This is a genomic window from Streptomyces sp. NBC_00353 (genome assembly GCF_036108815.1).
In the GTDB taxonomy this organism is placed as follows: Bacteria; Actinomycetota; Actinomycetes; order Streptomycetales; family Streptomycetaceae; genus Streptomyces.
This window is the reverse complement of sequence record NZ_CP107985.1, coordinates 5852375-5869098: the sequence shown is the minus strand read 5'-3', so window position 1 is coordinate 5869098 and position 16724 is coordinate 5852375. Positions and strand designations below refer to the sequence as shown.

18 protein-coding genes are annotated in these 16724 nt (G+C 70.4%); 12 read left to right on the top strand and 6 right to left on the bottom strand.

All coding sequences use genetic code 11. From position 1 onward, the window contains the following. The first annotated feature begins 69 nt into the window (after positions 1–69). The 3 genes from OHA88_RS26605 to OHA88_RS26595 all read left to right on the top strand — a co-directional run bounded on the left by OHA88_RS26605 (position 70) and on the right by OHA88_RS26595 (position 2449). Positions 70–654 (top strand): hypothetical protein, encoded by a 585-nt coding sequence (locus OHA88_RS26605; protein ID WP_267004589.1) that lies wholly within the window; start codon positions 70–72, stop codon positions 652–654. 190 nt (positions 655–844) lie between these two features. After that, positions 845–1954: a hypothetical protein gene (locus OHA88_RS26600; RefSeq protein ID WP_328627341.1), complete on the top strand. Its 1110-nt coding sequence runs from the start codon at positions 845–847 to the stop codon at positions 1952–1954. A 141-nt stretch (positions 1955–2095) separates the two neighbouring features. Next, positions 2096–2449, top strand: a complete 354-nt coding sequence (locus tag OHA88_RS26595) for a hypothetical protein (protein ID WP_328627340.1) — start codon at positions 2096–2098, stop codon at positions 2447–2449. Here the strand turns inward: OHA88_RS26595 and OHA88_RS26590 are convergent. Then, positions 2382–2954: a TIGR03086 family metal-binding protein gene (locus tag OHA88_RS26590; protein WP_267004586.1), complete on the bottom strand. Its 573-nt coding sequence runs from the start codon at positions 2952–2954 to the stop codon at positions 2382–2384. The two genes, OHA88_RS26595 and OHA88_RS26590, sit on opposite strands and share 68 nt — an antisense overlap. Positions 2955–3042: 88 nt before the next feature. Here OHA88_RS26590 and OHA88_RS26585 point away from each other — a divergent pair, with 88 nt between their 5' ends. Together OHA88_RS26585 and OHA88_RS26580 are read left to right on the top strand one after the other, a co-directional pair. After that, the gene (locus tag OHA88_RS26585) at positions 3043–3849 is read left to right on the top strand and encodes an AraC family transcriptional regulator (RefSeq protein ID WP_328627339.1); all 807 of its coding nucleotides are present in this window, start codon (positions 3043–3045) and stop codon (positions 3847–3849) included. 46 nt (positions 3850–3895) lie between these two features. After that, positions 3896–4447, top strand: a complete 552-nt coding sequence (locus tag OHA88_RS26580) for a GNAT family N-acetyltransferase (protein ID WP_328627338.1) — start codon at positions 3896–3898, stop codon at positions 4445–4447. 13 nt (positions 4448–4460) lie between these two features. On the opposite strand, the gene OHA88_RS26575 is transcribed toward OHA88_RS26580, so the two are convergent. Continuing rightward, positions 4461–4901, bottom strand: coding sequence for a GNAT family N-acetyltransferase (locus OHA88_RS26575; protein WP_267004583.1), 441 nt, complete (start codon positions 4899–4901; stop codon positions 4461–4463). Positions 4902–5115: 214 nt separating this feature from the next. Between OHA88_RS26575 and OHA88_RS26570 the strand changes: the two genes are divergently transcribed. Further along, on the top strand, positions 5116–5868 hold the full coding sequence (locus OHA88_RS26570; RefSeq protein WP_328627337.1) for a Mut7-C RNAse domain-containing protein: 753 nt from the start codon (positions 5116–5118) through the stop codon (positions 5866–5868). Positions 5869–5907: 39 nt separating this feature from the next. On the opposite strand, the gene OHA88_RS26565 is transcribed toward OHA88_RS26570, so the two are convergent. Beyond that, a complete protein-coding gene (locus OHA88_RS26565) occupies positions 5908–6483 on the bottom strand; it encodes a TetR/AcrR family transcriptional regulator (protein WP_328627336.1) in 576 nt (191 codons plus the stop codon). 107 nt (positions 6484–6590) lie between these two features. Between OHA88_RS26565 and OHA88_RS26560 the strand changes: the two genes are divergently transcribed. Next, entirely contained in the window at positions 6591–8078 is a 1488-nt protein-coding gene (locus tag OHA88_RS26560; protein ID WP_328627335.1) for an FAD-dependent oxidoreductase, read from the top strand. A 68-nt stretch (positions 8079–8146) separates the two neighbouring features. Here OHA88_RS26560 and OHA88_RS26555 read toward each other — a convergent pair whose 3' ends face one another. Then, positions 8147–8701, bottom strand: coding sequence for a hypothetical protein (locus tag OHA88_RS26555; RefSeq protein WP_328627334.1), 555 nt, complete (start codon positions 8699–8701; stop codon positions 8147–8149). 157 nt (positions 8702–8858) lie between these two features. Here OHA88_RS26555 and OHA88_RS26550 point away from each other — a divergent pair, with 157 nt between their 5' ends. Further along, positions 8859–9194 (top strand): YnfA family protein, encoded by a 336-nt coding sequence (locus OHA88_RS26550; RefSeq protein ID WP_267004578.1) that lies wholly within the window; start codon positions 8859–8861, stop codon positions 9192–9194. A gap of 150 nt (positions 9195–9344) precedes the next feature. Continuing rightward, entirely contained in the window at positions 9345–10103 is a 759-nt protein-coding gene (locus OHA88_RS26545; protein WP_328627333.1) for an SDR family NAD(P)-dependent oxidoreductase, read from the top strand. Between the two features lie 94 nt (positions 10104–10197). Here the strand turns inward: OHA88_RS26545 and OHA88_RS26540 are convergent, their stop codons facing one another. Continuing rightward, positions 10198–11391: an RtcB family protein gene (locus OHA88_RS26540; protein ID WP_328627332.1), complete on the bottom strand. Its 1194-nt coding sequence runs from the start codon at positions 11389–11391 to the stop codon at positions 10198–10200. A gap of 170 nt (positions 11392–11561) precedes the next feature. Here OHA88_RS26540 and OHA88_RS26535 point away from each other — a divergent pair, with 170 nt between their 5' ends. From OHA88_RS26535 to OHA88_RS26525, 3 genes are all read left to right on the top strand, one after another. Beyond that, positions 11562–12362 (top strand): DUF3558 domain-containing protein, encoded by an 801-nt coding sequence (locus tag OHA88_RS26535; RefSeq protein WP_328627331.1) that lies wholly within the window; start codon positions 11562–11564, stop codon positions 12360–12362. 152 nt (positions 12363–12514) lie between these two features. Then, entirely contained in the window at positions 12515–13306 is a 792-nt protein-coding gene (locus OHA88_RS26530) for a DUF3558 family protein (RefSeq protein ID WP_328627330.1), read from the top strand. Positions 13307–13514: 208 nt separating this feature from the next. Beyond that, positions 13515–14858 carry a DUF2637 domain-containing protein gene (locus tag OHA88_RS26525; protein ID WP_328627329.1) on the top strand — a complete coding sequence of 448 codons (1344 nt, stop codon included), beginning with the start codon at positions 13515–13517 and terminating at the stop codon, positions 14856–14858. Between the two features lie 99 nt (positions 14859–14957). Here the strand turns inward: OHA88_RS26525 and lysS are convergent, their stop codons facing one another. Further along, a complete protein-coding gene (lysS, locus tag OHA88_RS26520; protein ID WP_328627328.1) occupies positions 14958–16718 on the bottom strand; it encodes a lysine--tRNA ligase in 1761 nt (586 codons plus the stop codon). Between the last annotated feature and the right edge of the window lie 6 nt (positions 16719–16724).

Sequence of the window (16724 nt, the reverse complement as noted above, 5' to 3'; positions counted from 1 at the left end):
TCACTGACACGATGATCGGGTTGCGCGGCGGGGGCTGTGTCTCCTAAGTAGTAGTCGGGTGGATGAGATATGCATCGCGGTGGCGGAGTGGGCGAAGGGACCGACGACCTGGGGCCCGAGCCTGCCCGGCGAGGTCGGCACCGGCGTGGGGCTGAGCGTAAGCAGGGCATACATCAGGCCGGCAGTGCACAGGCCGGAAGCAGGAGTGGTGGTCGGGTGGGGGTGACCTACAAATATTTCGGGGCCCCCGACGGGGCCACTGCCGCACGCGTGCCCATTTCGATGCGCCCCGAGGAGCTCGGCGGTGACGAGCTGGGCATGGGCGGCATGTTCAGCAAGATCAAGCCGGAGACGGTCGCGGCCATGGTGCTCACCGGCATACAGGGCATACCCCTGCACAAGGTCCCCCCGCTGGAACTGGTCGTCCTGCACCCCGACTACGCGGTGGTCAAGCTCCCCATGACGGTCGTCGACCCGCTCCGCGACGTCGGCGAGGAGTCGGTCGGTGCTGCGGCCTTCATCTGGTCCACGGTCCCGGACCGCGGCGGCCCGCGCGACGCGTTCAACGTCTACCAACTGCTCCACGAGTGGCAGGATTTCAGCCATCGTCTGCATGACGCGGGGCATCAGGCGTACTGCCTGGTGTGGCCGTGAGCCGATCCGGACCCGGCCCCGAGCCGGTCCCGATCCGGTCCCGAACCTGCCCTGCCCTCGTCCCGGTCCCGTCCTGACCTGGTCCTGAGCCGGTCCCGACGCCACCCCGTAGCGCGGCTGTCACCCCGGGGCTCTACGGTTCTCCCCTGTTCTCGTGCACGCTGCACGCTGCACGTTCGGGAGGGGACCCATGACCACCAGTGCCGCATCCGCTCGCCTCGTCGCCACGCTCACCGCACCCCTGGACCGGGATCGTGACGCCGCGTACGCGCCGTCCGTCCTGCGGTGGCCGGATCGACGCCTGCTGATTCAGCGCGGCGACTTCGAGGCGGTCGCCGTCGACCTGGACGACCCGTCCGCCCCGCAGACCCGCTTCCCGGCCCCCTGGCCGCGTCGCTTCGGTACGTTCACGGTGGCGCCGGGCAGGGATCTCGCGGTCTTCGCCGGGGTGCACTCGGTACGCGCGGTGGATCCGGCGGGGGCGGTGCGCTGGGAGGTTCGGCACGGCTGCTGGGAGGGCGGTTGCCGCATCCTGCACGAGTCGGTCGAGGAGTACGCGGACAGCCGGTCACATCTGTACGCGGACAGCGGCTCGGCGGTGTTCTCGGCGGACGGTTCGCTCGTGTGGGCCCACATCCGCGGCCCTGTGGCGACGGCCGGTCCGGATCCGGAGGCGCTCGACGAGTGGCTGGTCATCGATGCCGCCGACGGGCGGGTGTTGGGGCGGGCGGACGCGGAGACCGTGGCGGCGGGCTCGGAGCACGTACCGCATCCCGATCCGGCACAGATGGGGCTGAGCGTCGGCGAGGGCCAGGACGGGGCGCCGCTGCTGTGGGGGCGGTGGGACGGGGCGGAGTTGTCCGTGGAGCACTTCGGCGAGGAGGAGCGGATCCTGACCTCCGTGAGCCCCACGGGCGAGCACTTCCTCACAGTGGCTCACGATCTGGACTCGCTGGCTCTGCACCGGGTCTCGGACGGTGCGGTGGTGGCCGAGCTGGAGGCCGCGGATGCCGTGCCCCGTCACCCCGACGCGGATCCGGACGACTTCGACGCCGACGACGTGATGTGGGACTACGAGTGCGGGTTCGTGGACAAGGAGACAGCCATCTCCAGCACGGATCAGGAGGAGGAGTACGGGCCGGTGCGCCACTGGCTGCTGGACGCGGCGGGGATGCGCCCGGCCGGTCAGGTCGCGTACCCGTTCCCGGTCTCCGGTACTCCCACGGCTCTCGGCGACGGCACCTGGTACACGGTGTCCGGGAGTGGCGACGCCGTGCACCTGTGGGCCTTGGACACATAGACCGGAATACGCCCGTATTCGGCCATTCATTGGCCGAAGAATGATCTTCAGCAGACGTGCCGGCCCTGCCGATGTACCCCATACAGCCGATACCGCCGGTGCGGTCGGTGTGCGAGGCATCGACATCGAGGAGGCCCGCCCATGGGCGACATTCTGCTGACCCTGTCCATCCCCGTACTGGTCTTCGCCGTGGGGATCTACGCAGGGTGCGAGACGTGGTGGCGGCGCCGGCATCCGGCGCCGCCGTCCCCGTACACCCATCAGGCGGCGCGCCTCTCCGAGCGCGAGATGGTCGCGGCCGCCGAGGAGATCGTCGACGGGGCGCACACGAGGCTGGAGGGGCTCTACGGCACCTCAGGAGGGACGATTCCGGCCACGGGGGCCACCGGAGTCATGGGTGCCTCGGGAGCCACCGGCGCCCCGGGGCTCACGCCCGGGGCGGTTGCCACCCAGGGTCGCGCCCGGTCACAGCCAGCATCCGCTCGAAGGGGCTAGCACCGTCCGGTACGGGGAAGGGCTCACCGAACACCTTCGCCTTCCGCGCATTCGGAGCCATCTCGGCGAGCCCGGGACCGAGTTCGCTCACCACCGCCTCGTCCGGGACATATTCCTGACCGGTGGCCCGTGCCAGGTCCCACGCATGCACGGTCAGGTCGCCGAGCACCATCCGCGCGACGGTTCTGGCGGGGAACCCCATGGAACCCGCGGTCCCCTCGTCCGCACCCGGCGCGTCCCACGCCGCCACCAGCTTGGCCGTCTCCTCGCCGAAGCGGCCCCGCCAGTCCCCGGTGACCGCGGTCGGCTTCGCACCGAAGTCCGGCTCCTCTCTGGCCGCCAGGGCCTGGAAGTTGACGACCACTTGGAAGAGATGGTCGATCAGGGCCCGCACGTCGTACTCCGTGCACGGCGTGGGGTCGCCCAGTCGGCCGTCGTCGATCCCACGCACGACGGGAGCAGCGCCGTCAGCGGCCGCAGCCAGCAGTTCACTGATTTTCTTCATGCTGCGACCGTCCGCCCGGCAGCGGCCCGTGTCTTGAATAAATGCGACACCATCGATACGAACGTACGTTCGCCATAGGATCGCTGCCATGTCTGCTCCTCGACGCGACACCCGGGGCATCGTCGACGCCCGCGAACTCTTCTCGCATGTGCACTTCCGCCGGCGCGAGCCCGCGCCCGGACTGCGGACGCAGGTGGCGTTCTACTGGCTGATCGACTGGGACCTGCCGGAGCCGTACACCTCGCACGTGGTGCCGCACCCGTCGGTGAACCTGGTCTTCCAGCACCACGAGAGCAGCGGCGAGGCCGCCTTCGCGGAGGTCGCGGGCATCGGACTCGGACTCTTCACCCAGAAACTGGAGGGCCGGGGACGAGTGTGCGCGGTGAAGTTCCGGCCGGGTGGCTTCCGGCCGTTCGCACCGGGCCACCCCGTGTCGGAGTGGACGGGCCGACGGCTCCTGGCGCACGAGGTCCTCGCCGTACCCGCTCCTGTGGCGGCCGTGCTGGACCCGGCCCAGGAGGACGCTCGGGTCGCCGCGCTGGACGCGTACCTGCTGGCACTCGCCCCGGAACCGGACCCGCAGGCCGAGCGCGCCATGGCCCTGGTCGAGCGCGTCCGCACCGACCGCACGGTGCGCCGGGTCGACGAACTCGCCCGCGCCGAAGGGCTGTCGGCACGCTCGCTGCAGCGGCTCTTCGCCACGTACGTGGGCGTCGGCCCCAAGTGGGTGATCCTCCGCTACCGCATCCACGAGGCGCTGGAACGCGCCGAGTCGGACCCCGAAGTGGACTGGGCGGAGCTGGCCGCGGACCTCGGCTACAGCGACCAGGCCCACCTGACCAGGGACTTCACGTCGACGATCGGTGCCCCACCGACAGCACTCGTCACCCGTTGACGGTCGGTGCCGGTGGTTGTCAGTAGTGCGGCCTACTGTCTTCGGTATGGAACGCACCTCGTCATCGCCGGCGCCCGTCGTGCGGATCGTGCCCTGGTCGGACAGCGACCTGGAGCTGCTCCGCCGTGCCAATGCGCCGGAGCTCATGGACCACCTGGGCGGCCCCGAGTCCGAGGAACAGCTCATGGCGCGCCACGACCGCTATGTCGCGCTGAGCGAGGACCGGACGGGCCGCGGCAGGATGTACCGAATCGCCCTGACCGCCGACGCCGGGGACGAGGCCGTGGGGACCATCGGGTTCTGGGAGCGGACCTGGCGAGGGCAGGAGGTGTACGAGACGGGGTGGGCCGTCCTCCCGGGATACCAGGGGCGGGGCATCGCGGCGACCGCGGCCGTGGCCGTCGCCGAGCAGGCCCGGGCCGAGCACAAGCACCGCCATCTGCACGCCTACCCGTCCGTGGACAACGCCGCGTCGAACGCGGTCTGCCGCAAGGCGGGCTTCACCCTGCTCGGCATGTGCGACTTCGAGTACCCGCCCGGCCATGTGCTGCTGACGAACAACTGGCGGCTGGAACTCGCCCCGGAGTCCGCCCCGTAGCTCGGCCCGGAGCTCAGCCCCGGTCCCGGACCAGCCGCTTGGTGAAGCTGAAGGCGACGATGGCCAGTCGTTCCCGCAGATAGAAGCGATGGGCATCCGTGCGGTGGGTCCCCGAGTCCAGACTGAACTCCAGGCATCCCGACTCCTGGGCGCGCTGCTCCAGATACCCCAGAAGCCGGCGGCCGACGCCGGTGGAGCGGGCGTGCTCGGCCGTGACCAGATCGTCGACGTACAGCTTGCGGATCTGGCTGGTGTTGTCGACGATGCGCCATCCGGCCGCGCCCACGCATACGCCGTCGTCGTAGCAGGCGGTGAAGCGGAGCCCCTGCGCGTATCCCTTCCCGTACACCTCGCGGAAGAGGTCCTCCGTCAGATGCGGACGCAGTTCACGCAGGACGGGAAGCAGGTCGTCGGCCAGTCGGGCATCGCCGGGTTCGAGATCGAGAATTTTCATGGGGGAACTCTAGGTCGGTCGCCCGGGGGCCCGAAAACGCTCCGCCGGGCGGACCCTGCCGAGGCAATTCATCTGTAATGCGCAGCTTCTGCATAATGCAACTAAATATTGCGCAGACCTGCCCGGACGCACTGCCGCGTTCCGCGTCCGCGCCACCACCTCTCCCCCACGAATCCCCTGGCTGCCGCGGACCGCTCAATGGCATCCTGGCGACGTGAACGGACCGGAGATCCACCTCGAGGTCGACCCCGAACTGCGGCTCTTCGTCGCGCACGAGCGCCGCAACGGGCGCACGGTCGTGATCACCGACGGCGCCTCGACACTCGGCCATGTCGTGGAGTCCCTCGGAGTCCCGCTCACCGAGGCGGGCCAACTGCTCGTCGACGGCCGACCCGTTCCGGTCTCGCACATCCCCGGCGCGGGCGAACTCGTGGAGGTGCGCGCGGTGGCACGTCCCCAGCGCATCGAAGGCGCGCCGCTGCGTTTCCTCCTCGACGTCCACCTCGGCACGCTCGCCCGGCGACTGCGGCTGCTGGGCGTCGACGCCGCGTACGAGAGCGCGGACATCGGCGATCCGGCGCTGGCCGCGCTGTCGGCGAGGGAGCAACGGGTGCTGCTCTCGCGCGACCGGGGGCTGCTGCGGCGGCGGGAGATCTGGGCGGGTGCCTACATCTACAGCGACCGGCCGGACGACCAGCTACGCGACGTACTCGAACGGTTCGCACCGGTGCTGGCCCCGTGGAGCCGGTGCACCGCATGCAACGGGCAGCTCACCGAGGCCGACAAGGACTCCGTCAGCGGGCAGCTGGAGCACGGTACGCAGCGGTCGTACGACGTCTTCGCGCAGTGCGTGGAGTGCGGCCGGGTGTACTGGCGCGGCGCCCACCACGCACACCTGGAGAAGATCGTCGCCTGCGCGGTCCACGAGTTCGGTGACGCCTCCGATCAGGCCGGCCCACTCGTGTAGACGGTGTCCGGCCGAGCCCCGCCGAGGTGAGCGGGGCCGTTACGGCCGCTCGGCGGTCAAGTAGCGCTGGACGGTGGGCGCGAGCCAGGCGATCACCTCGTCGCGGGACATGGCGGCGGCAGGCGCGATGCGCAGGACGTATCGCGCGAGCGCCATCCCCAGAATCTGGGATGCGGCGAGCGCGGCACGGCGTGGGGCGTCGGCGGGGTCGGGGCAGACCCCGGCAGCTATCGGACCGAGCTGCTCGGCGAAGACCGCCCGCATGCGCTCGGCCCCTGCCTCATTGGTGACACCGACCCTGAGCAGCCCCGTCAGCACGTCGTCCTCCTCCCAGCGGTCCAGGAAGTGTGCGACGAGTACGGCACCGATGTGCTTGCCGGGCAGCGCCCCGAGCGCGGGCAGGCGCAGATCGATCACGGACGCGGCGGCGAACAGTCCCTCCTTGTTGCCGTAGTAGCGCATCACCATCGACGGATCGATGTTCGCGTCGCGGGCGATGGCCCGGATGGTGGCGCGCTCATAGCCGTCGGCCGCGAACCGCTCGCGGGCGGCTTCGAGGATCGCGGCCTTCGTGGCGTCCGAGCGGCGGGGCGTGCCGGGGGCTTTCGTCGTCATGCCAACAATCGTAGGCCAACACGTGTTGACATGCCATATCCGCCGGATCTACATTTGCCAACAAGCGTTGACCCACGCCCGTTGGCAACCGGCTCCAGGAGGCCGCCATGACCGGCAAGCCCAGCACCCGTACGAACGCCGACTCCACCCCCGACGTACCGCGCGACGCCACCACTGCCGATGTCCTCGTGGTGGGTGCAGGGCCCACCGGGCTGCTGCTCGCGGGCGACCTCGCCGCGCGCGGCCTGTCGGTCACCGTCATCGAGCGCCGGCGGCGCAGCGCGAGCAACATGACGCGTGCCTTCGCCGTTCACGCCCGCACCCTCGAAGTGCTCGACGCCCGCGGCCTCGCCGACGAGCTGCTCAAGACGGGCTCCCGCCTCACCAGGCTGCGGCTCTTCGGCAACCTTTCGCTCGACCTCTCCCGGCTCCGGTCCCGCTTCCCGTTCGTGCTGATCACCCCGCAGTACGAGATCGAGCATCTGCTGGAGCGCCGCGCACTGTCCGCGGGGGTGCACTTCCGTCACGGCACGAAGCTGACCGGTCTGCACCAGTCCGCCGACGAGGTCACCGCCGAGGTGCAGGACGCCGACGGGACGCGGACCACCCTCTCCGCCCGCTACGCCGTCGGCACCGACGGCGTGCGCAGCGCCGTCCGCGAGGCGCTCGGGCTCCCGTTCCCCGGCAAGCCGGTGATCCGGTCCATCATCCTGGCCGACGTCCGGCTGACGGAGGAACCCGCCGCCCTCCTCACGGCCAACGGCGTGGGGGACGCCTTCGCCTTCATCGCCCCGTTCGGCGACGGCTGGTACCGGGTCATGGGATGGAACCGCAACCACCAGGCCGACGACACCGACCCCGTCGAGCTCGACGAGCTGCGCGAGATCGTCCGTCTCGCCCTGGGCAGCGACCACGGCATGCATGACGCCCGCTGGATCTCCCGCTTCCACAGCGACGAGCGCCAGGTGCCCGCCTACCGCACGGGCCGGGTCTTCCTCGCCGGGGACGCCGCCCATGTCCACTCCCCCGCGGGCGGCCAGGGCATGAACACCGGCCTCCATGACGCCGCCAACCTCTCCTGGAAGCTCGCGACCGTGCTCAGGGGATACGCGACGGAACCGGAGGCGCTCCTCGACAGCTACCACGCCGAGAGGCACCCGGTCGGCACCAAGGTGCTGCGCAGCAGCGGTGCGCTGGTCCGCCTCGCCATGGCCCGCACCCTGCGGCAGCGAGCGGTCCGCGCGGCCGCCACCCGCCTCCTGTCGATGGCGCGGCCGGCCCGCGACAAGGCGATGGGCATGATCTCCGGCATCGACATCGCGTACGCGGCGCCGCGCGGCTCGCATCCCCTCACCGGAAAGCGCGCTCCCGACCTGGGACTGGTGGAGGGCCGCCTCCAGGAGGTGCTGCGCGACGGCGAGTTCGTCCTCGTCACTCCCGCCGACACGCCCACGCCGGTGTCGCCGACCCCGCTGGTGCACACGCACTGGACGGACGACCGCTCGACCGTGCTGCTCGTCCGCCCCGACGGTTACGTCGCCTGGGCGAGCGACCGGCCCGACCCCGCGGCACTGAGGGCCGCCCTCACTCGATGACCGGCGCACCCGCCACCACCGCAGCAGCAGCCGCGTGTCCGGCCACGCCGGACACGCGCTACCGGCGGTCAGAAGACGTATTCGTCCCCGGTGGCGGGCGCCAGCACCTCATGCCGGTTGTTCTGCGGGTTCCGGTCGGTCACGCCGCCGTCCCACCCGGTGTCGATCCGTACGACCACCTCGTTCGGCCGCTCCGCGAGCTGCAGTTCGAGCGCGATCTGCCGCCCAGCCGCCCCGCCCGCACGCAACGGTCCTGTCCGACACAGCACGGTGCGGGCGTCGGACTGCAGACAGGCGCCCGGCATCTCCTGCCGGCCCGTGAGGGCCACCGAGAAGCGCAGCCGCACGGTCGAGCGCATCACGTCCGACGGCCCATGATTCTCGCTGAGCAGCCAGACTCCGAGCGCCTCGCCCCACAGCGAGACATGTCCGTGGTGGGAGATGTCCGCCTCCGGTGCAACCGACCGGTGCGCCGGAACCGGCACGGCCGCAACTGCGGCCATCGGCACGGGCACCGGGATCGCCCCGGTCGCCTTTCCGGCCCCCCACATCACGGTCGACACCGTCGCCGCAGTCGCCATCGCGACGAAGACCATCAGTCGAGCCCTACGCGTCAGTACCATGCCCCGAAGATACTGATCGCGCCGAATCGTCCTTATTTACACACCGGCTCGACACACCAACTCCACCCGCCTGCCCCACCGTCCGGATCACCTCCCCCGCCCGGCCTCCCCACCCGCCTCATCCCGCTCCGCCCCGCCCGCGTGAAACGCTGCTCCCATGGTCGTCGCCCGCTCAGTCGCACTGTTCGTCGTCGCCGCGCTCTTCGAGATCGGTGGTGCCTGGCTCGTCTGGCAGGGCGTGCGCGAGCACCGGGGCTGGATCTGGATCGGCGCCGGAGTCATCGCCCTCGGCGCGTACGGCTTCGTGGCCACACTTCAGCCGGACGCCGAGTTCGGCCGCGTCCTCGCCGCGTACGGCGGTGTCTTCGTCGCGGGTTCGATCGCCTGGGGCATGATCGCCGACGGCTACCGCCCCGGCCGCTGGGACGTGATCGGCGCACTGATCTGCCTGACCGGCATGGCCGTGATCATGTACGCCCCCCGCAACCACTGACCGCGCCGCCGATCGCCCCGATGACCACACCCGATCGGACCGCCCGCGCCGCTCACCGCGCCGCCCCCGCTGTCGGCCGACCAACGGCCGATCGTCCCGCCTGCCTATCCTGATCCCGTACCGATCAGCTGTCCGAGGAGTCGAGTCCGCATGGCCGCCACCCCCATCGCCGTGATCACCGGAGCGAGCAGCGGCATCGGCGCCGCGACTGCCCGCCAACTGGCCGCCGCCGGCTACCGCGTCGTCCTGACCGCCCGCCGCAAGGACCGGATCGAGGCACTCGCCGCCGAGATCAACGAAGCGGGCCACGAGGCCACGGCGTACGCCCTGGACGTCACGGACCGCGAGGCGGTCGACACGTTCGCCACCGCCTTCCGCACCCTCGCCGTCCTCGTCAACAACGCGGGCGGCGCCCTCGGCGCCGACCCCGTCGCCACCGGCGACCCGGCCGACTGGCGCCAGATGTACGAGACGAACGTCATCGGCACCCTCAACGTCACCCAGGCCCTGCTCCCCGCCCTCACCGCAAGCGGGGACGGCACGATCGTGGTCCTCTCCTCGACGGCGGCCCTCGCCGCGTACGAGGGCGGCGGTGGCTATGTGGCCGCCAAGCACGGCGAGCACGTCCTGGCCGAGACCCTCCGCCTGGAGATCGTCGGCACCCCGGTCCGCGTCATCGAGGTCGCCCCCGGGATGGTCAAGACGGAGGAGTTCGCCACCACCCGCTTCCGTGGCGACACCGAGAAGGCCGCCAAGGTCTACGCGGGCGTCGACGCCCCCCTCACCGCCGACGACGTGGCCGAGACGATCACCTGGGCCGTCACCCGTCCCAGCCACGTCAACATCGACCTGCTGGTGGTCCGCCCCCGCGCCCAGGCCTCCAACTCCAAGGTCCACCGAACCCTCTGACCGCTGACAGCCGGCATCGACGCGCACACGCAGAAGAGCCCCGGACCACCACCACAGGGTCCGGGGCGCTTCCGTTCATCGGCGCGAGAGGCACTCAGCCCTTCACGCACACCACCTGCTTCAGCTTCGCGACGACCTCCACGAGGTCCCGCTGCTGCTCGATGACCTGCTCGATCGGCTTGTACGCCCCCGGAATCTCGTCCACGACGCCGGAGTCCTTACGACACTCCACACCCCGCGTCTGCTCCTCGAGATCCCGTGTCGAGAAGCGCCGCTTGGCCGCGTTGCGGCTCATCTTCCGGCCGGCTCCGTGCGAGGCCGAGTTGAACGACTTCGCGTTCCCGAGGCCCTTCACGATGTACGAGCCGGTGCCCATCGATCCAGGGATGATGCCGAGGTCCCCCGACCCGGCCCGGATCGCACCCTTACGCGTGACCAGCAGGTCCATGCCGTCGTACCGCTCCTCCGCCACATAGTTGTGGTGGCAGGAGATGACCGGGTCGAAGGTCACCCGGGCCTTCTTGAACTCCTTGCGGACCACGTCCTGGAAGAGCCCCATCATGATCGCGCGGTTGCGCTTCGCGTACTCCTGGGCCCAGAACAGGTCGTTGCGGTAGGCCGCCATCTGCGGTGTGTCCGCGATGAAGACGGCCAGGTCGCGGTCGACCAGTCCCTGGTTGTGCGTCAGCTTCTGCGCCACCCCGATGTGGTGCTCGGCGAGCTCCTTGCCGATGTTCCGGGATCCGGAGTGCAGCATCAGCCAGACCGAACCCGACTCGTCGAGGCAGAACTCGATGAAGTGGTTGCCCGACCCAAGCGTTCCCATCTGCTTCGTGGCACGCTCCCGACGGAACTTGACCGCATCGGCCACCCCCTCGAACCGTCCCCAGAAGTCGTCCCAGCCCGCCGTCGGGAAGCCGTGCAGCCGCCCGGGGTCCACGACGTCGTCGTGCATCCCACGCCCGACCGGGATGGCCTGCTCGATCTTCGACCGCAGCCGCGACAGATCTCCCGGCAGGTCGTTGGCGGTCAGGGAGGTCTTCACCGCGGACATTCCGCAGCCGATGTCCACCCCCACCGCAGCCGGGCAGACCGCACCGTGCATCGCGATCACCGAGCCGACGGTCGCACCCTTGCCGTAATGCACGTCGGGCATGACGGCGAGCCCCTTGATCCAGGGCAGGGTGGACACATTCTGCAGCTGCTGCATCGCGCCGCCCTCGACCGAAGCCGGGTCGGCCCACATCCGGATGGGGACCTTGGCCCCCGACACCTCTACATACGACATAGTTCCTCGATTCCCCCGAAAAGTCTGAAAGCGCAAAACCGGTGCCAAGGTCGGCAATTGAGTCGGTCGACCGGCATTCACAGCGGCGCGTGCGATACACATTGTGTCCACCGGCCGCCATCGAGCGGCAACCGTTTTTCGCACGAAGGGAGCCCAGGATCGTGCGACGAATGGCGTACGTACCCGGCGCCGCGCTCCTCGCAGCGCTTGTCGTCGGCTGTAGCGCCGGCACCGGAACTGACGGCTCCGCCGCCGACAGCAGGCCCGGCGGCCCGACAGCTTCCCCCGCCGCACCAGCGGGCAAGTACCGCACACTTCCCGACCCCTGCCGCTCGGTCGCGCACTCCACCCTGAAGGACCTGCTTCCGGGTGTCGCCGAACTGCCGGAGGACCAGCAGGAGAAGGCGTACGCGGGAACGGCCTCCGTGACCTACGACACGGACCGCCGCGTCGGCTGCACATGGAAGGCCGAGGCCCCGGACTCGTCCCGCAGCCTCTCCCTCGACTTCGAGCGGGTCGTCTCGTACGACACCTCCGTGAGCGACGACGACCGCGCCGACGAGGTGTACGGGAAGAAGGAGGCCGCCGCCCATCTGCCGTCCTCCGCATCGGACTCCCCCTCGGACTCCCCCTCGGACTCCCCCTCGGACTCCCCGTCGGGCTCGGCACCGAGCGACGAGGAGACCGACGGTGAGACCGACGGAAAGAGCGGCGACGCAGCCACCGAAGACCTTCAACCGCGCGTCCTCGACAACCTCGGAGATGCCGCATTTCTGGACGATCTACTCATCCAGGCAGGTTCCACCGCACAGCACCGCACGGTGAGCGTGGTATTCCGCACATCGAACGTCATCGTGACCGTCCGGTACACCGAGCAGCCCGCCCTCTCCACGGAGATCCCCGACAGCAAGGAACTGCAGGAGAAAGCCCAGGCGCTGGCCCGGAAGCTGGTCGACAAGTTCAGCGAATAGTCCCGCGCCGATCGCCCCGGACCGGCGCCGGCCACCCTCGCCGGCCCACCCGGCCGAGGCGGCATCCGGCCGCCGTCCGTCGTACCGTGGCCCTCCGGAACACCCGCCCGACCGCCCACCCGCGCCGCCCGCGCCACCCGAGTGAAGGAACCATGCACCGATCAGCCTCGCGACTCACCCGCATACTCGCCTGCGCCGCCGTCCCGGTGATGCTCGTCGTCGCCGGCTGTTCGTCGGACTCCGGCAGCAAGAAGGAGTCGGGCGGCTCGTCCTCCTCCGCCCCGGGCGCGAAGAAGTCGGTGCCGGCGGTCGCGCCGGCGAAGTTCGCCGAGCTGCCCGACCCGTGCAAGGCGATCTCCACGAAGACGATCACCTCGCTGGTCCCCAAGGCCAAGAGCAAGGCCGGTTCGCCGGCCACGTCCAGCGACACCTCCGCGCGCGCCGGCTGCTCCTGGAACGGCCTCGACGACAACGGCGTCAAGGGCTCGCAGTACCGCTGGCTCGACGTCGGCTTCACTCGCTTCGACTCGGACCAGGCCCTCGGCAGCGGCGCGAAGCGTGCCGAGGACGACTTCACGAAGCAGCTCGCCAAGACCAGGACGGCCGAGGGCGCGAAGAAGATCGTGGAGGCCCCCGTCAGCGGCATCGGCGAGCAGGCCACCAAGGTCACGTACGACCTCACCAAGACCGGTGAGGACTTCAAGTACGCGACGATCGTGGCGCGTACGGGGAACGTCGTCGTCACTCTGACCTACAACGGCGCGGGTTACGCGGGTGCGAAGACGCCGTCCGGCGCCGACATCCTCAAGGACGCCGAGAAGGCCGCCAAGGAAGCCGTCACCGCAGTCGCCGACGCGAACGCCAACGCCGACGACAAGCAGTCGAGCCCGTCGGCGAGCCCGTCGAAGTCGGCCAAGTCGTCGTCCAAGTCGTCGTCGAACTAGGCGTCGCAGGGAACCGGAAACGGACCCGGCGCCGGCTCGCCCGGCAGCCGCCCCGATCCCCAACCCCCCTGCCCGGAAGCAGTTTTACGAAGCCCGGTCCTGCCCTGAGGACCGGGCTTCGCCCCTCCCCGCGCAACGCACTCCACACACATGTGCCAGGCTGTGCCCGCCAGAAGTCGAAGAAGGGGACACAGGGAGGGGATCGCGGGTGGCCGCGATGCAGCTGACACGCACGCACCGGGTACTCATCGGGGTCGTCGTCGCCGGCGCGGCAATCATCGCCGCGATCGGCTTCGCGGGCTCGTACGCCGCGGTGCGCGCGCTCGCAGAACAGAAGGGCTTCGGGAACTTCTCCCTGGTCTTCCCGATCGGCATCGACGCGGGCATCTGCGTACTGCTGGCGCTGGACCTGCTCCTGACCTGGATGCGGATACCGTTCCCGCTGCTGCGCCAGACGGCCTGGCTGCTGACCGCCGCGACGATCGCCTTCAACGGCGCCGCGGCCTGGCCCGACCCGCTCGGCGTCGGCATGCACGCGGTGATCCCGGTGCTGTTCGTGGTCGCGGTCGAGGCCGCCCGGCACGCGGTCGGCCGGATAGCCGACCTGACGGCCGACAAGCACATGGAGGGTGTCCGGCTCACCCGCTGGCTGCTCTCCCCCGTCCCCACGTTCAAGCTGTGGCGCCGGATGAAGCTGTGGGAGCTGCGTTCGTACGAGCAGGTCATCAAGCTCGAACAGGACCGGCTGATCTACCAGGCCCGGCTCCAGGCGCGTTTCGGCCGGAACTGGCGCCGCAAGGCCCCCGTCGAGTCGCTGATGCCGCTGCGGCTGGCGAAGTTCGGCGTTCCGCTGGCCGACACTGGCCCGGCCGGGCTGGCCGCAGCGGGCATCGAACCGGTCCTGCTGCCCCCGGCGCCGGCCCCGGCCGCCGTCGAGACGGTCCACCACCAGGCCGAATTGCCGTACGCCCCGCAGCCGCAGTACGCGGAGCCCCAACAGCACCAGCCACAACAGCCGCAACAGCCGCACGCCCACCCCTCCGACCCGGCCGCCGAGGAATGGCCTCAGGAGGGCCCCGGCTCGCACGAGAGCCCGTGGTTCGCGGCGCCGCAGGTCCCGGAGGGCGCGTACGAGGGTACGTACAACCCGACGTACGTCGAGGGCCTTGAGCCCACCCCGGTCATGATCCCGTCGGGCCCGGGCGGCCGCACCCGCCCGCTGGGCAACGTGGGCACGATCGGTGCGGTCCCCCACCCCCGCAGCGAAGAGCCCCTGCCGGGGGCGCCGGAGCAGCCCCAGCAGCCCCAGGAGCCCGAGGCGGACCCGGTCGAGTGGGCACAGGAGGACGCGGAGTTCGGCGAAATCGCGTACGAGGTGTTCAGCGCGTACACGCACCAGCACAACGACTACCCGAGCGTCGAGGTCCTCGACATACATCTCTCGGACGGCCACAACGTCAGGCACCCGCGCAGCGCGGCCCTGCTCCGCCGTCTGCTGCCGGGTTTCAAGCAGCGCTTCGACAACGAGATGGCCGAGAACCACATCGCGTGAGCAATCCGGGCCCGTCACCGCTCGAGGACGGACCGGAACCGGCAGGACGGAGGGCCGTCACCCGCATCACCGGGTGACGGCCCTCCGTACAGCGGGCAGCTACGCGCCCAGCAGCTTCCGCACCCGCTCCGCACCCACGGTCAGCAGCAGCGTGGGCAGCCGCGGCCCGGTGTCCCGGCTGACGAGCAGCCGGTACAGCAGCGCGAAGAACGACCGCTGCGCTGTCTTCAGCTCGGGCGTCGGCTTGGCGTCCGGCTCCAGCCCCGCCAGGATCTTCGGTACGCCGTAGACGAGCGTCGTCAGCCCGTCCAGCGACCAGTGCGACTCCAGCCCCTCCAGGAGCAGCTGCAGCGACCGGCGACCCTGCTCGTCCAGCGAGCCGAGCAGCTCCTTGTCCGGCTCGTCGCGGACGACGGTGCGGGCCTCGGCCGGAACCTGGCTGGTGATCCAGTTCTCCGCGCGGTCGAGCCGCGGCCGCGCCTCGTCGAGCGAGGTCAGCGGGTTCTCCGGGTCCAGGTCGCTCAGGATGCGCAACGTCTGCTCGTCGTGCCCGGCCGTGATGTCGACGACGGACGCGAGCGTGCGGTACGGCAGCGGGCGCGGCGTACGCGGCAGTTCACCGGCGGCCGTGCCGATGGCCCGGGCGTACGCAGCGGCGTCGGCGGGCAGCACGGAGCCCTCGGCGACCTTGCGGGCCAGCGAGTCCCACTCGTCGTACAGCCGCTGGATCTCCTGGTCGAAGGCGATCTTGAAGGACTGGTTGGGCCTGCGGCGCGCGTACAGCCAGCGCAGCAGCGGCGCCTCCATGATCTTCAGCGCGTCGGCCGGGGTCGGCACGCCGCCCTTGCTGGAGGACATCTTCGCCATGCCGGAGATGCCGACGAAGGCGTACATCGGGCCGATCGGCTGCACACCGTCGAAGACCTCGCGGACGATCTGGCCGCCGACGACGAACGACGAGCCGGGCGACGAGTGGTCCACACCGCTGGGCTCGAAGATCACGCCTTCGTACGCCCAGCGCATCGGCCAGTCGACCTTCCAGACCAGCTTGCCGCGGTTGAACTCGCTGAGCCGGACGGTCTCGGCGAAGCCGCAGGCGACGCACGTGTAGTTCAGCTCGGTCGTCTCGTCGTCGTACGACGTGACGGTCGTGAGGTCCTTCTCGCAGTTGCCGCAGTAGGGCTTGTACGGGAAGTAGCCCGCGGAGCCACCGCTGCCGTCGTCCTCGCTCGCCGCGCCGGAGCCCGCCTCGGCCTCGAGCTCGGCGTCGTCGACCTTCTTCTGCTGCTGCGGCTTCTTGCCCTTGCCCGCGGCCGCCGGGTCCTTCTTCGTGCGGTACCGGTCGAGGACGGCGTCGATGTCGGCGCGGTGCCTCATCGCGTGCAGGATCTGCTCGCGGTAGGCCCCCGCCGTGTACTGCTCCGTCTGGCTGATGCCGTCGTACTCGACACCCAGTTCGTCCAGCGCAGCCGTCATGGCGGCCTTGAAGTGCTCCGCCCAGTTGGGGTACGCGGACCCGGCCGGGGCGGGCACGGACGTCAGCGGCTTGCCGATGTGTTCGGCCCACGACTCGTCGACACCGGGGACGCCTGCCGGGACCTTCCGGTAGCGGTCGTAGTCGTCCCACGAGATGAGGTGCCGGACCTGGTGCCCCCGGCGGCGGATCTCGTCCGCGACCAGGTGCGGGGTCATGACCTCGCGGAGGTTGCCCAGGTGGATCGGGCCCGACGGCGAAAGACCGGACGCGACGACGACCGGTTTGCCAGGCGCACGACGCTCCGATTCGGCGATGACCTCGTCCGCGAAGCGGGAGACCCAGTCGGCCTCGGTGCTGCTCTGACTCTGAGCCACGGTCGGCACGTCCTT